Source organism: Candidatus Lernaella stagnicola (genome assembly GCA_030765525.1).
GTDB lineage: Bacteria > Lernaellota > Lernaellaia > Lernaellales > Lernaellaceae > Lernaella > Lernaella stagnicola.
In genome coordinates this window covers 181,557-196,831 of sequence record JAVCCK010000023.1, presented here as the reverse complement: position 1 = coordinate 196,831, position 15,275 = coordinate 181,557, and the positions used below count along the sequence as shown (strand labels likewise).

At 58.2% G+C, this 15,275-nt stretch carries 8 protein-coding genes; 6 read left to right on the top strand and 2 right to left on the bottom strand.

Features of this window, described 5'->3' with window-relative positions:
* Positions 1-110: 110 nt before the first annotated feature.
* Positions 111-3,956 carry a hypothetical protein gene (locus P9L99_11240; protein MDP8223926.1) on the top strand — a complete coding sequence of 1,282 codons (3,846 nt, stop codon included), beginning with the start codon at positions 111-113 and terminating at the stop codon, positions 3,954-3,956.
* Positions 3,957-4,285: 329 nt separating this feature from the next.
* Here the strand turns inward: P9L99_11240 and P9L99_11235 are convergent, their stop codons facing one another.
* On the bottom strand, positions 4,286-4,822 hold the full coding sequence (locus tag P9L99_11235) for a hypothetical protein (protein MDP8223925.1): 537 nt from the start codon (positions 4,820-4,822) through the stop codon (positions 4,286-4,288).
* Between the two features lie 42 nt (positions 4,823-4,864).
* On the bottom strand, positions 4,865-5,512 hold the full coding sequence (locus P9L99_11230) for a hypothetical protein (GenBank protein MDP8223924.1): 648 nt from the start codon (positions 5,510-5,512) through the stop codon (positions 4,865-4,867).
* 697 nt (positions 5,513-6,209) lie between these two features.
* Here P9L99_11230 and P9L99_11225 point away from each other — a divergent pair.
* Genes P9L99_11225 through P9L99_11205 form a run of 5 tightly spaced genes read left to right on the top strand, consistent with a single transcriptional unit; the run spans position 6,210 to position 15,273 of the window.
* Positions 6,210-8,336 (top strand): hypothetical protein, encoded by a 2,127-nt coding sequence (locus P9L99_11225; protein ID MDP8223923.1) that lies wholly within the window; start codon positions 6,210-6,212, stop codon positions 8,334-8,336.
* Positions 8,336-9,139: a hypothetical protein gene (locus P9L99_11220; protein MDP8223922.1), complete on the top strand. Its 804-nt coding sequence runs from the start codon at positions 8,336-8,338 to the stop codon at positions 9,137-9,139. The genes P9L99_11225 and P9L99_11220 overlap by 1 nt, the downstream gene beginning before the upstream one ends.
* The gene (locus P9L99_11215; GenBank protein MDP8223921.1) at positions 9,136-10,290 is read left to right on the top strand and encodes a hypothetical protein; all 1,155 of its coding nucleotides are present in this window, start codon (positions 9,136-9,138) and stop codon (positions 10,288-10,290) included. Before P9L99_11220 ends, P9L99_11215 begins: the two co-directional genes overlap by 4 nt.
* The gene (locus P9L99_11210; GenBank protein ID MDP8223920.1) at positions 10,287-11,231 is read left to right on the top strand and encodes a hypothetical protein; all 945 of its coding nucleotides are present in this window, start codon (positions 10,287-10,289) and stop codon (positions 11,229-11,231) included. The genes P9L99_11215 and P9L99_11210 overlap by 4 nt, the downstream gene beginning before the upstream one ends.
* A 19-nt stretch (positions 11,232-11,250) precedes the next feature.
* Complete coding sequence (locus tag P9L99_11205; GenBank protein ID MDP8223919.1) at positions 11,251-15,273, top strand: CHAT domain-containing protein; 4,023 nt, start codon at positions 11,251-11,253, stop codon at positions 15,271-15,273.
* Positions 15,274-15,275: the final 2 nt, after the last annotated feature.

Genomic DNA, 15,275 nt, shown 5'->3' with positions numbered 1-15,275 from the left:
CGAGGCGGTGATGGCACTTGCTGTGGGCGCCGGGCCCACAGCAACAGCTTGCCGGACGCTCACAACGAGTGGTACCGTAGATCACTGTACTCGTTGCGAATGAGGTTCTGATGGCAGATATGCCGACGATTTTTGTTGGTCAGAGATTGCCGCTTTCGAATCTTTCACCGGACAGTTTCGAACAATTCGTTCGAGGTTGTCTAACTGAAGTCGGGCCACTTCATGGGTTCGAGGTGACTGGTGGTTCCGGCGGGCCAGGAGACGGGGGATTTGACGCCAACGGTATCCGGATTTTTGATGGAAAGCCGATTTGTATCCAAAGCAAACGCCAGACTGCTCGACTGTCTCTGGCTCAAGTCGGAATCGAATTAGCAAAAGTAGCCCTCAAATCGAAACTTGAAGGGTCAGAGGTAGTCGAACATTATTTCGTTACTTCGGGAAAAGTGGCTGAAGGGGTTCGATCCGCACTTCGAGAAGGTCTTCGTACCAAACTGATCTCGCATTCAGAGCGTGCGGTCAACAAGAGAAACAAATTACCTGATCTTATCCGTGAATGTACAGAAAAGGGCATCGATGTTGTTCGTGCGGTTTCTGATTATGTTCTGTCGGTGGAAAAGATCATTGTTTGGGACGGTGATGACTTTGACACAGAAATGGGCCGTGTCTGGTCGAAGTTGAAAGACCTAATTGGGCAGTTCTTTTTCGTTCAGCCGGTTCTTCTTGAACATCCTCGGCCTGACTTCGATGAAGCTACTTATCTTTCAAACTGTTTGTCGGCAAAATCTGATCGCTATGTACCGTTGCTTGGCAAGCCAGCCGAACTTCCGACAAATCTCAGTATTGCTTCAGCGGCCGATCCGCTTGCTCCAGATTCAGGTCGAGCTCCTTCGCGACCGCCGGTGTCAAGTGGGGAGGGTTTTTCCGCTTTAGAGGCGCTCACGCATACGTCACCAGACACTTGTTCAGTGCTTCTGGGTGCTGGCGGCGCAGGGAAAACGACAACTCTTGAGATGACTTGCACCGCATCTGCATTGCTACGCAAAGAAGATAAAAATTCTCCCCTACCAATTTTAATTTGTCTGAAGCAATATCGCGGGGACCTCCATCGACTCGTTAAAAATAGCTTGAATATCCACCATGGGCATTGGGCGTCTTTACCGGGCCGTTTTCTGTTGCTTTGTGATGGCTTGAATGAAATCGAGGGGCCAGATGCTCAAAAAGTCCTGGATGAGATTACTGAGGTAATTAAGTTCTATAAGGGGCGGGTATCTTGTGTTCTCTCAACCAGGAGTGCTGGTCTGCGGTACCCCGTTTACTTGCCCTGTATTCGATCCGTAATTGAACTTTATGTTCTGAACATGGATCAAATTCTCACTTTCTCTGGTAAAGTTTTTGAGGACTCACAATTAGAAGCCGCATTTGTAAATCAAATTAGAGAGAAGTTATCCACCTTGGGTTACGGGGTTTTTTCCTTGCCGTTCGCGTTAAAGACTGCCGCCAGAGTGTTCAAGGAAACTGGGATGGTCCCTGACTCCATTGGGCACCTGCTGGAACATGTCTTCCTTTTGCGATTTAAAAGAAACCAGGAATTATCTCATCTCTTGGACGAGTCCTTACACGACATACCATTTGAGGCAGTACAGTTTCTGGCCCAAAGGCTTTCCTTTGCTCTGAGGGTCGAACGTCAAAAGTCCATCTTTTCGCTCGATGAATTTGTAACGGCCTTGCGATCAGTTTTAAATTCCGTTTCGGACAATGATGCGCCGCTCGGTATTCGAGGCATGACGGATATCAATATTCAACGCCTTCTGCGGCACTATGAGGTCATCAACGTATCCGATGGAGGGTGGGTCACCCTTGGCCACGATCTCACGGCAGACTATTTTGCATCATTTATCTTGGCATGCAAGTGGACATCTTACCTCAATACGCTTCAGAATAGTATTTCTGATGATGCCTGGATGTTTGCATCGCCGCGAGTACCGGAGGTGGAACGAAAGAGATTCTTAGACTCGATTGTCTCCGTGGACCTTCTGCTCGCGGCTCGCTGCGCCGTCGAAATGGGCGAGAGCAGTGTTCAACTACTTGAATCTCTCGTCTTTCAAGAAGATGCCAGTCAAGACACCTTCAAAATATGGCGAGCAACCAATGCTATGGTAATTCTTGGATCGAAGAATTGCGCCGATCATTTGAAGACCAACATGGCGTTTTCTCTCCCGCACTCAATCCGCCACGGGAATGCGCAACGAGCATTGGCACGGATGGGAGATGAAGGCTTCCTATCAGGGATTATGCCTGGGGCGGAAAAATGGGCGAGCGACCCATACACAAATGCGAGTGGTGGTGAGATTGCCCTTTGGGAAATTGCGCCTCTTCATGTCGCGCTTCGTCTGGCCCGGAAAAGACTACGAGAAGCCGGGCCAGCTGAGTCGGTATTTCTATCGATGAAAACGGTACGAAGATATGGGGATGCGTCCGATGCAGACGCCCTTGAGTATCGTTTGCGAAATGCCAGCGATCTAAAGACGCTTTCGGGCGCTTTCCATTTCTTGCATCACTTTGACGCTCCCCGGTCGATAGCGACGGTGCAAACAATGCTTGGCCGCGGAGATCCGTTCGATGACGTTTATCTGATGGAACTGCTGGCAAGCGTTAGCGCCCCAGTGGACAGCGAGTGGCTGGTGTCTTTGCTCCTTGATGAACACAAGCAAGAGTATCTTGATCAATATCGAGAAAAGCAGCCAGCAGAATTAGAGGCCCTGATCAGCAATCTCCGGTTGGCGCTCCTTAAGCAAAAGGGACCAGAGCAGGCGGAGGAGGTAGTCAATCGCTATCGAGTACGGGCTGGGAGTCAAGACCGAGCAGGTCAAAGCTACGTGATGTTCAAACACACAGTATCGAACTTGCTAATGAGTTGCACGCTCACAGACGACGCCACTCAGCGTCTTCGTGAGAACGCTTTAGTCGCCGACACGGCGACACGGTGGCAAGTCTGGCAGATCGCCTCGAAGCATCAACTAGCGAATTTCGACGATTTGGCGTCAGATTTGATTTCCCAGGGGGACATCGCGGACGCGGGATTGGCGGCGGCATTTGCGAAAGAACGGGCGTGGCCGGAAGAAAGAGAAAGGCTGTTTATTGAAAAAGCAGTTTCCCGTTTGGAAACAGACAAAAAGGATTGGCTCACATCGGGCTTTTCGCAAATCGTTGACTACCTTTTCTCGAAAGGCGAAATCGAACGGATAGCAGAATATGTCCTTTGGGAGTTCGAAGAACTGATTAAGGCGAACATTGACCTTTTGAACGGGCAACGCCCACGTCTTCCGGGGAAAACCGGCGTTTTCAAAACGGAGGACTTGGAACGGCTTCAATTCGACATTAAGCGAAAAGTGGCACGAATCATTTCAATATTGTCTACGATCGCGGACAGGATTCCTAAGGAATTGATTCTTGGATTGATGGACGTAGATTTGGAAAGGTGGGCCGACGTAGAGAGGCGCACTATTGGCAACATACTACGACAATTGAGCGATGACGAACTCGACGACAAGTTGTCGGTCGTGCAGAATATCGGACTCAAGTTGTGGCTTCTTTCAATCGTTTCGGAACTTGGCGTAACGGATGCTCGCGTCACGCTGGTGCGGACAGAACTGAGGCAATGGGTTGCTTCGCCCGCCTTGATCACCTGGCTAGAACGGGCCATAGAAAACATGTGGTGCGAAAAAACGTTGGAAGCGGTGACCCATGCGATCGCAGAGGCAAGATGGCACGAAGAAACAGGCGATCAACATGTGACAGGAATCGTCGATTTCGTTGCTCGTAGAGTTAGCAGAAGGATGGCGATCTCGATCATCCAACCGTTTTTAACAATAAACCTCCATCCCTGGTCTTATCGCATATTGAAATTGTGGTTCGATAAAGGGATGGCGGATCGGTCCACCAACAGTAGCGATTAGAAGCCAATGCAACTAGCCCGGCTTCGCAGCTTTCTTGCCCGGTCGCCCGCCCGAAGCGATGCGCGGCCTCCGTGTTCGGTACCTGGAAGTTGATGATCATCCCGCCCACGACGGACGAGTCCTCGCACCGACCCGTTGGGAAGGCGAAATGAGATCGCGCCGCGGCGTGTTTCGCTACACCGCGCGAGCCTCGACGCCCGTGGCCGCGCTCGTGCCGGGCGGCGGTATGCTCGGCTTTGAGTTCGACGGAGAATGGTCGGCCCGCGACGGCGGCTCGGCCGTCTGGTCGGGAGTGGGCTTCTGTGAATACGGCGATTTTCCGGGCAATCTCAAACCGGAAACAGTGCCGGCCAGAGTAGGGCATCGAGTACCAGCGTGTGAAACGTAAACAGCGCTGCGCCGAGCACGGACGGCCACCAAAACTGATCCGGGGCGCGGCGGCGCAGTTGCGCCAGGGCGATCAGCATCAGCAGCGACCCCAACGCGACCAGCGCCAGCACCAGGCGCACGGCCAGCCACAGCAGGGTTGTGGGCGTGTCCAGATAGGCGAACGTGAGCGTCATCCACAGCGAAGACGGCAGCAAAATCATGCCGAACAGCACGTGAAAGAAGCGAAACGGCAGCCCGCGGAAAAGTTTTACTTCCTCCGGCCGCATGCGAACGACCACATGAAAGAAGAAAAGCAGGTATCCCGCCGCGGCCAAGAGCATCGAAATCCCGTACACGCCCTGCAGCCCGTCCGGCACGCCTCCCCACAACTCGTTGCCCCGGCCCGGATGGGTCAGCAGGCCGTAGGCGTAGCTGCCGAGTACCGCGACACCGCCGGCGAGATTGATCAGAAACAATTCGAGCTTGGTTCGTTGCATGCGATGCTCCCTTGAGTTATTTTTCCTCGAAAATGCGACGGTTTATTCGATCGGTAACACACACTCGTCCACGTGCAAAACGCGGTCCTGGCGAATCCACGGCGTAACAATCAACGCCCGCAGAATGTCCGTCAGCCCCCAGATTTCTTCCTTGCCCAGGGCCAAGGTGTAATCGCCGCCCAATTCCCACGGGTCCCACACGACCACATAGTAAACGCCGGGTTGGTCGATCACATGCTCGAAAACCGGACCTTCGTAGTAGGTTTGGTTGCCGAAAAACTCGTAGAAGGTGGTGCGCGGTTCGCCCGGCTCGGTGTTTTCCATCACCACCGCTCCATACCCCTCGGGCAGGTTGAAGGGCAGCGGCTGGGTGGGTTGGGGGAAATTCGGGCCGACCACGGCGTACCACGGCGCGTAGTCTTCATACCCGACGCACGCGGGAACAATCAGTTCGGCGTACACCAACGCTTCCTCGACGAGTTCGAACTGATACACGTCAATATCATCGGCCGGGCTCACGAAATCAGTTTCCAACCAAGCATAAACGGCAATGGATTGCTCGGGATTGCCCGTCATGACAAAGGGCCGCTGCCCGGTGAAATCGGCGTGCTCGACGTAGGGTACATGGGCCGCCACGGGCACGGCGAGTGCGAGGGTCGCCACTACTGCCAGCCATGTCATCGGTTTCATTTTTTTCTCCTTTGATTAGTTTTTTACCGCATCGCCGTCTTTTCGGTTGGACACTCCCATGTCTCTTGATGTTGGGTGACCGGACGTAATCTTCCACCTGATGATCGCATTCGTTTTCTTAAAGTTATTTTATTAACTCATTTCGCGATAGCAAGGATTGCCGTTTGAAAAAACGTGACACGCGCCGCCGATTTGCGGCACGCGGCGGCAATTTACGGCGGAAACGTCACTATTTTGCGTCCGTTGCGACATATTTGGCGGCCGAAGACGTTCGTTTGCCGCCGGTTTCCCGGTGCCGACGCATTTGCCTGGAGCCTTGACAATCGGCGTCGTTTTGCCAATCTAGAACCATCTTAATGGGGTAACCAAAAACGTTCTCGCCGAGCCTGCATGGAGCAGTGGCCGGGTCGCGGCGTTCGCTGAGATTTTGGTCACCTAAGAAGAAGTGTGTTTTCCGGCTTGCCGAATCACTACAACAGGAATTTTCGCCGGCGGCATGATTCGTCTTGCTGATAGATTTCGCGTGAATTGAAAGCGCTTGCGAAGTCGAGGATGGAAGCTTGGCGAATTCGACTAGCGTGGGCGGTTTTTTAGGTGGCGTGTGAAAGATGGGGTGGGTTATCCATCTATTAGGTTGAATCGTGGGGTGGGCAGCACCCGCGCGCGTTTGCAGAACGCGTGAAGAAAGGACCGCGGCATGGCGGACCAAACGCCAATATCCGTTTCGGAAGTGTTCGAAACAAAATGCTTTTTCGAAAAGCATGAGGGTCGACTGCGCCTCTTCCTGGATGAGGAAAACGACGCCGATGCGGTCGCCGAAGCCCGTGTGATGGCCGATCCGTGCCTGGCAAGGTTGATGCCGGCCGACGAGGGCGCGGTGCGGGAACGATTCGTCGCCGATTGCCGCCAACACCTTCGTCCCCTCGCGTCTGTCGCCGACGACCAAAAACTTGCCGAAGCGATCGAGCGAGTGGGATTTCGCTATGCTATCGCCGCGTTTCCCAACCTCATTGCGCGAACCCCGCCGACGACTCTGCGACTTCGCCTCGCCGCGTTCATGGAATTTTTGGCCGAACCGGCGGCGATGTACCGGATTTTGGTCGAGCGATTTAGGCACGCCACCGACTCCACGCTGGATGACGACCAAATCATCTCGCAGCTCGTGGAATTGGCGGTCGACCTTACCGCCGCGGAATTTTGCCCGCGAACCAGGCTCCATGAACCGTGGGAACGGTGCATGGGCGGATTTCTCTATTTGGCTACTTGCCACGAGTTCCTCTTTCGCAAGATCGTGGACTACTGGACCGAAGAATCTGAAATCGTTCGCTTTTTGCGCGGATCGCTACAAACCTGCCCGAGCCAATTGACCGAAATGGGAGTCCAAGACGCGGGCCATACCGGGCGAATTCCGGATTGGGCGATCCTACCCGAGAAATTGGCGGTCCGTTTGGGTCGGGAGCGCGCCGGCGCGCTGGAGAGGGCGGCGGCGCAACTGGAGCGATGCGTGTGGAATGTGGCGGGTGACGTTTTGGGTTGGTCGGATCCGTCTCGCCTGGCCCACAGCGTCCAGCATTTTTGGGAAACGAGGATCGACCTGGTGCTGTCGGGCTACCCCTACTTCGCGTTTCATTCGAAATTCGCCACGTGGTGGCTGAGTTGCTGCCGAAACTTCCCCTTTTACGACGATCGGCAGATTCTATCGGATCAGGTGCCCGAAACTCGCGTCGTCGCTCCGGCGGAGAGCCTTCGGTTACCGCACATTCAGGAAGCTGACGCCTATGCGGACAACGAGATGGGCGTCGAATACTTGCGGATGTTGCGCGAAGCGATTCGCCATACCCGCCACACGTTTTTCGCCAGTATCGCCGCCGAAACAGCGCCGACCGAAGCGACGGCCCACGAAGTCAAACGGCAGGCGGTCGACGAAATCATCGCCGGTTCGCTCGCCAAGGCGACGTGGCCGGAGAAAACTTCAGAAACGATTCAGCGGTTGGCCGCCAAGTTCCCGGCGATCGACGTATACGAGACGATGCACGATGTGCGCCGTCGCCTACGGGTTTATGTCGACGCGCGTTGGAACAAGCAGCCCACTGCGGAAATTCTGGCCCAGAAGGAAATACGTACCTACCGCTCCCCGGCGATCTTGAAAACCATCGCCACCTTCGCCCATTGCGTACCGGCCAACCACACTTCGCTCTGGGCGTTTGCGGTGTACGTGTTCCTCCATTCAGACATCGTGCAGCCCCAACGTCCCGACCGTTGGACCTTCAAACGCTTCGTGCGCGAGTTTTGGTTCTGGTATCCGCAGGAACTGCTTTGGGAAGCCGTGCGCCGCGGTGCGGCCGACGGCGTGGCCAGTGACCAGTGGGCCGTCGCGCTGTTGGAAGAGCCCGCGATCAAGTCGCTGGTGGAGGAACTGCAAAGCTGCCGGACGCAGAAGGAACTCGATGTCTTTTTGACCCGCCGCGATTTTATCGTCGAGAAGGAAATCGTTGAGAATTTCCTTAAAAAACGCCTGGATGTCGACAGCCTGGATCGATTCACCAGCCGGTTGCGCGCTTGTTTCCGCGCCTGGAAGCAGACGCGGCAAGCCGAGGGAGACGGCAACGTGCCACATCATCTGTTTTTGCCGCTGTGGTATCTCACGCGCGTGGATCAATCGGCCGGCGACAGGGGCGAGCTCATGCGGCGCCTGGGTCTCGGAGGCGGGGAAGCGAACGACGGCCAGAATGAGATCGCCGCCGCACAACTCCTCGAGTTGCTGACTGCTCATTTGGGTTCGACGAAACCAGCAACTAAAGCGCAGCGCGAAGAGCGGCACTGATGGACAAACACACCGCCCGTAACATGATCGCAGCGTACTTGACCGGCGCTTCCTTTGACGCCCAGGCACTCGCGGAGGCCTGGCGGTGGATCGACGAAAACGACCCCGAATTGCAGTCATTTTTACGTGAGGATTTCGGCGGCGTTCGCGAGACGAAGGCCGCGTGCGCCATGTTCTTGGAGAACCTGCCGTATTTCGCCGATCTCAGCGCGGCCGAGCGATACGAGCAAACGCCGGAACTGGCGGCGCACTACCGCGACTGCCCGCAGTGTCGCCAAGCGTTTTGGGCGGTGCGGCCCCGGTGGGTCAACGTGGCGGCGGCCCAGACGCGGCGAATGCTGCGCACGTTCCGTAAGGAATATGCCGAGGCGATCACGCTGCTGATCGGTAAGACCGGTCGCCTGTTGGAAAGCGGTTTTTCGCCCGAGCCGACAGGGTTGGCCACCGCGGCGGTGTTGGGCGGGGCGACGCAGGGCGAGGCCGCGGGGACGGGACATCTGACGTATGATTTTGTGGACGCCGAGGAGGGACTGAACATCCGCGTCGGCGTGAAGGGAAAGCCGCTGAGCTTGGTCGTCGAACAGGTGACGACGCAGGCGGAAGAAAAGAAAAACATTCGCTTGGAACTGCGGCAGGAGGAAGACTCGTCGGTGTATTGGTCTTCGGCTTATCCGCAATGCAAGGGCGAAACGGTGGCGCTGGAACCCGGCCGTTGGCGGTTGCTGATACGGCGGGAGGGCGTCGATTTGGTGGAGCAGCGCGACGTGGTGCTCGACCTTCGCACATGGGGGGAAAGAAAATGAATGTGAACGAAAGCGACCGTGAAATGGCGATGAGGGGACACTACTCACCCGAGGAAGCCCAAAACCTCATGTTGTTCATTTTGGAGCGGGCGAATCATCACCTTTCCTTGACGCAGCAGGATTGCGCGCGCCTGGTCGACACCTTCATGTATCCGAATTTGATCCACTGGGCGACACACCTGGCACGCCGCAGCCCGGCGAAAACCGCCACGAATATCTGCCCCCTATACCACTGCGCCACCCAGTGCATGGGCGCGAATTTCGCGGCGCCAACGCACGTGGCCGAGATCGACGGCAGGGAGTTTTGTGCGCGGCGGGAGAGGAAGCACCCCTGGGCGATGATCGTCACGTTGTTGTGGAACAACGCCGTCGCGCGCGAATCGGGAAACAAGGATATCGAGCCACCCTACCGGCAGTGCGCGTGGGACGTGTTCGAAAACATACAGCACAAGGAACCGGCGCGTATCGCCTGGAGCGCGGTGGAGCTTTCGAAACGTCCGGAGGCGGTTCGCGAGGCGTGGAATCATTGGGCGGACGGCGTCGAGCAGGCGTTCACGGAAGTTCAGCGGCTCGAACGGCAGGCCGAAGGCGCCGAGTGGCTGGAAAACGTGACGGCGACGCTTATGGAACACATCGATCCCGTCCGGCTTCTAAACCTGGTGTGGCATGTGAGTCAGAGCTTGGATGGGTGGCGTCGCGCCCAACGTAGCGTTCCGGAGGCAACCCGCGAGCGCATTCATCGCACGTTGGTGGATATCGGCAAGCTGCTGGCATTTTACCACGGCCATGTGTGGACGTTGGCGACCGATTTATACCCGTTGGAACTGGGCGCGTTGCGCGATATGCTTGCCGAACTTCGGCCACACGGGTGGGAAGATATCATTGCCCTGCTTGAGCAAGAGGAAGTCACGCCCGTCGAACTGACGGTAGTCCGCGAATTTCTCCAAAAAAGCGTCAAGCCGCTGGCGTCCAGTGGATTACCACCGGGACCGGCGCGCAACGACCTCCTGGTGCAGGACCTGTTCTGGGATTGGATCGGGTTGCGGCCGCGTCCGGATTCAGGCCGCAGTTTTCAGCTAACCGATTGGTGCCGCCGGCGTTGGGAAACGGCGACGGACCGCGACGAGCCACGTTGGAGGACAATCGCATGAACGACCCAAGAGACATACTGGAATTCGGAGAATGTGTGTCGGCCGACCAGTTGTTGCGTTTCCGCGACGGCGCCTGCAACGTGTCTGAAACCGCGGCGATCCAACGGCACATCGAGGTCTGCGCGACATGCAGCGCCGATTTGGAGTCGATGCGCTTTTTCGACCTGGACATGCTGGCGCTCGAGGAAGACCGCGAAGCGTTGCGGACCTTCCGGCCCGATGCCGAGCATGCGTATCGCTGCGACGAAATGACCGACGAGCGCCTCTTGGAAACCGCGCGCGCCTCCATGCCGCCGGAAGACCTGAAGCTGCGCGAGCACTTGCTGCAATGCCCCTTCTGCCGGCTGCGCATGGCGATCGTGGAAGAAACACGCGACGGCGAGCCGACGCTGAAGGGCCGCATCCTGCACGCCGTGCTCGACGACTCGATTGCCGACGCCGCCCGCGCCGTACACGCGGCGCGTTTGTGGGCCGTGCACGGCCAGGTGCGCCGGTTTACCAAGGCCGTGGGCGCTTGGGTGAACGACACGGGCGAAATGGTGGCGGCGGGCTTGGAAAAATTCATGCTCCCCGAGCGGCAATTGCAAGCCGTACAGCTTTCGGCGAAGAGCGAAAGGTTGGCACCCAGCACGCGATCGATCCCGGTCGAAGGCCGCGATTGGGAAATGGTATTCGGCATGCAGCCGGAACCGGGCTCGAAGGATTGGACGGTCTTTTATTCCTTCTCGACAACCGAAGACGCAGGTCTGCCGATCTCGGCCCGGGTCGAGGTGCACGCGGCAGACGGCGAAATCGTGTTTTCCGGCCGTGCGGCGGAGCATCAGGGGTCGCCGATTACGCTGGAGCACGGCGAGTACGAAATGCGGCTGCTGATCGACAACGAAACGTGGTGTATACCCTTTGCGGCGGGCCAACCGCCGGAGGTTAACAGTCAGGCATAGAAGCGATGTGGGGCGGGTGATGGAAACTCGGATACTTTCCGTTTCGTACCAGCAGGATTCGTCCGACCGCGGCGGAGTTGCATACCGCCAGGAAATGCTGCCGGTCGGCACCGGAACGCAGGCGACGCGGCCGGTAACCGAATTCAAGTTGGTGCCGAGCCGAGATAGCGTGCAACGGTTGATTCGCGACATCAAACTGCGGGTGGACGAATTAAATACCCGTGCGGTCGCCGGGGCGAAGCGGGGCGATTTGAGCGTGGAAGACGCCGCGTTGCGTTTGGCCAAGCAGATTCTTCCCGAGTGCGGTTTCATCAAGATGACGGCGCCGCCGATTCACCCGCAATTGGACACCTTCGCCCGCGACATCGTCGAGCAAATACCGTGGGAGGCGATGGAAGAATATTTTATGGAGTGTCCCGAGCCGGATTGCACACGGCGTTTCATCGTGCCCCCGGCGATCATGCTGGACTTTTATCAGCAATTGGCGCTGGGCAAGAAGGTGTTTCACAAGGATCTGCTGTGGGACTATCTGCGCGATTTGGATCACCCCGATTGGCCCGGCCCGTATTGTTCGCGCCACCGCAGCGAAATGCGGCTGGGCGGCGACAAGCTGGCGCTGACCTACCACTTCAGTCACGTGATTCGCGACGCCTACAAGGGCCCGAGCCGCTCGCGGGAATGGCTGTTCATCATCGATCCGCACGATGATCCGCTGAATAGTTTGTTCAGCAAATACTCCGACGGCAAGGGCCAATGCAAAAGCCACGTCGCCAGGTTGGAATCGCTGCTTGAGGCCCGCGGGTACAACATCACGCGCGTGAAATATCGGGATGCGAAAGTCGGCAAAGTGCTCGCTCTGTTGGAGCAGCGCGAATTCGCCGGCATCTACTACTTCGGGCACGGCGACTTCTGCAACGAGAGTCGTCAGGGGCAGTTGATTCTGGCCGACGGACCTTTGCCGGCCCGACAGATCGCCGACGCGGCGCCGAACGCGAAGCTGATTTTTCTCAACGCGTGCCAAAGCGGCGCGGCCGGCGACCAATGGGACATCGAACGGGAGCCGCATAGCCTGGCGCGGGCGTTTTCCGTCAACGACGGCAACAAGGTGGTCATTGCGCCGATCTACAGCGTCGTCAACAACCAGGCGGCAAGGGCGGCGATCGACTTTTTCGAAACCGCGCTGTCGCCCGACAAGACACTAAGCGAATCGCTGGCCGAGGCGCGGCGCAACAGTCTGGAACGCTATCGCCAAGACCAGCCCGACATCGCCTGGATGGCCTACCGCTATTTCGGCGATCCGTTCAAAACGATGCCGGGATTGGCCGCCGCCGCCGAGCAGATTGTCGAGACGGCCGAACCGCCCGTCGAATACGACCTGAGCGTTTTCGACGCCGCCGGCCGTTTGCAGAACGAAGCGTTCGGTTTGGAAATGACGCCGGTGCTGCTGTGGGCCGGCAAGCGGATGACCAACCAGAACCGCGAGAGCCTAACCCCCAACGACTTGCTGGCCGGCCTGGTGGGCAAGGGTGATTTGACGCGCAGCTTGTTGCGGGAGCACCGCATCGATCCGGACGAATTGTACGAACGTATCGGCCAATTGCCCGAAATGGAGCCGAGTGCGACCTCGCCCCGCGACCCGGCGCAGCCACGCGGCGGGCAACCCGGGACATCCGATCTGCAAAACGGCCGATTCGAGGAACACTTGCTGCGAGACGTCCTGCCGACCGAGCGGACTCACTATGGGCCGGAACTGCTGCGTTTGCTTGAGAACGCTGAAGGCCTGGCCCGGGCGCACGTGGACACGGACACGAAAATCATTCACGAAGCCGATTTGCTGCGGAGCTTTTTGGCGACCGAGAATTGGCCGAGCGAGCAACTGGGCGTCATGCCCGACGCCGCGACGGCGCTGCATACTTTAGAGACGCTGCTCTCCGACGGAGAGATGGACGACAGCGGTGTTTTACGGCTGGACGAACTGACGCCGGCCGCGCGACGCATCGTCGACAACGCTCACCGCCTCGCGCAGCAACGCGGGCATTTCCCGATACCCCACCGCATTGTGTTGATCGCTTTTCTCACACAACTGGAGGGCGCAGCCGAACGCCTGATCCGCGAGGTCGATAAAAACCCCGAACTACTCACCGGCAAGTTGCTGCAAGTCACCAAAGCGGAGAGTCCGCGAACTTTCGGCCTTGGGTCGGAAGCCGTGCGGCCGGTGATAGCGCCCATGTTGGAGGCCGCGGCAAAGTTTGCGGGTCCGTCGAGCAAGATCAGCGAACAGATGCTGTTTCGCGGCTTCTGCCAAAGTGCGTCAGCCGACTTCAAGGAATTCCTGGTCACGACCGGCGACGTGAATCTGGACGAACTGCGCTTTCCGGAAGGCGATTGGGAACCGCGGCTCAATGATGAATGGCCGCTGACCGATGACGAGGAACTGGACCTGACGGCCTTGGACGATGAGGCGCGTCACATCATCGAGACGGCGCACCGGTCGGCGCAGGAATGGGGTTTGCGCTACATCCCCAATCGCGTGTTGATGGCGGCGTTCGTCGAGCGGCAGGACACGTTCACGTCGCGTCTACTGGCAGAGTTGGGTGTGGATGTCTGCGAGGTCGCCGACAACATGCGCGCTGCCTCGAAGGGCTCTGAACCTTCCACTTTTCCGCTGGAGTCGAAGGCGGCGAAACGGATTGTTTTGCCGGTGTTGAAGGCGGCGCGGCTGGCGGCAGTCGATCCGGCATGCATCACCGAAGCCGAATTACTCCGCGCGTTTTGCGAGCGCTCCAATTCGCAATTCAAGACATGGCTGCACAGCTTGATCCCGCAATTCGACTGGGATTGCCTGCGGCGTGCGCTGGCCGATATTTTGCCGCCCACGCCACCGCGCCGGCCCGAGGCTCCGGACACACCCGCGAGCGGACCGAGCGATTCGGACGACACGCCTTCCGGAGACCCGGAAACGACACTTCTCAAGCAACCGTCCAGCGATGACGCGCCGGAAGAGGGGCCGCCCGCCGCTGTACAAGGCGAGCCGGAGAAGGGGGAACCCGGGGCCGTGATAAGCGATGACGTGAACTGGTCGCTGACCGGGAACGGCACACTCGACCTGGCGATCTTGGACGTTGGCGCCCGGCGTGTCATTGAGACGGCGCACAACCTGACGCAGGAATTCGGCCTGCGCGAACTGCCCAATCGCCTGCTGTTCGCCGCGTTTCTCGCGCAACCGGAGGGGCACGTGGTGCGCTTGGTGGCGGAGTTGGGTATTAACGCCGCCGGAGTCGCCGCCCATCTTCTCGAGACCACCGAGCGACGCGGCTCGTTCGTCTTTCCGTTCAAGCCCAGCGTCGCGGAGCGAATCGTGCTGCCCACGTTGGAAACGGCGCGGCGCATCGCAGCCGACCCGGCGCGCATCACCGAGGCCGAATTGTTCCGCGCGTTCTGCGACCGAGCCGACCTCAACTTCAAGATCGCGGTTCGCAGTTTGGTTCCGGGCCTGGATATGGACCGCTTGCGGCATGCCCAATCAAGCGTGGCGAGCCCGGCGGTTCCCGAGGGTGGGCCGGAGCCCGCGGGTATATCGACGTCCGATTTCGAACCGTCGGCCTGGCGTTTGATGCGGGAAGCGGCGCAATTCGCCTACCTGCAAGGCTGGCTCGAAATCAAGTCGCCGCATCTATTCGCCGCGTTGCTGGAATTGCCCGACAGCCCGGCGCAAACGGTAATGCTACGGGCCGGATTCGGCGTGGCCCGGATCAGTGAACTCAAGGATTACGTGCTCCAACTCGTGCCGCCGCGGCAGGCGCCGCCGACGATGCCGGAGACGCCGCGCATTTCCGTTCACGTCGAGCACATTTTGACGCGGGCGAGGCGATTCGCCGCAGAGCAGCGGCGCGAGCAAGTGTCGATGGCCGACATTCACCGCTCGTTCTTTGCCGATGGCGGCGGAGTCGTGGCCCAGCTCCTCAACCAGGTCGATCCGCGCTTGACCGAAATGATTGCCTCGGCGGCCGAAACCGTCGCGCGCCATGAGGAAGGTGAATGAGC

Bases quoted from the DNA above. Each gene is read 5' to 3' on its own strand.
- P9L99_11240 (MDP8223926.1), top strand. From the start codon at position 111: ATGGCAGATATGCCGACGATTTTTGTTGGTCAGAGATTGCCGCTTTCG.
- P9L99_11235 (MDP8223925.1), bottom strand. From the start codon at position 4,822: ATGCAACGAACCAAGCTCGAATTGTTTCTGATCAATCTCGCCGGCGGT.
- P9L99_11230 (MDP8223924.1), bottom strand. From the start codon at position 5,512: ATGAAACCGATGACATGGCTGGCAGTAGTGGCGACCCTCGCACTCGCC.
- P9L99_11225 (MDP8223923.1), top strand. From the start codon at position 6,210: ATGGCGGACCAAACGCCAATATCCGTTTCGGAAGTGTTCGAAACAAAA.
- P9L99_11220 (MDP8223922.1), top strand. From the start codon at position 8,336: ATGGACAAACACACCGCCCGTAACATGATCGCAGCGTACTTGACCGGC.
- P9L99_11215 (MDP8223921.1), top strand. From the start codon at position 9,136: ATGAATGTGAACGAAAGCGACCGTGAAATGGCGATGAGGGGACACTAC.
- P9L99_11210 (MDP8223920.1), top strand. From the start codon at position 10,287: ATGAACGACCCAAGAGACATACTGGAATTCGGAGAATGTGTGTCGGCC.
- P9L99_11205 (MDP8223919.1), top strand. From the start codon at position 11,251: ATGGAAACTCGGATACTTTCCGTTTCGTACCAGCAGGATTCGTCCGAC.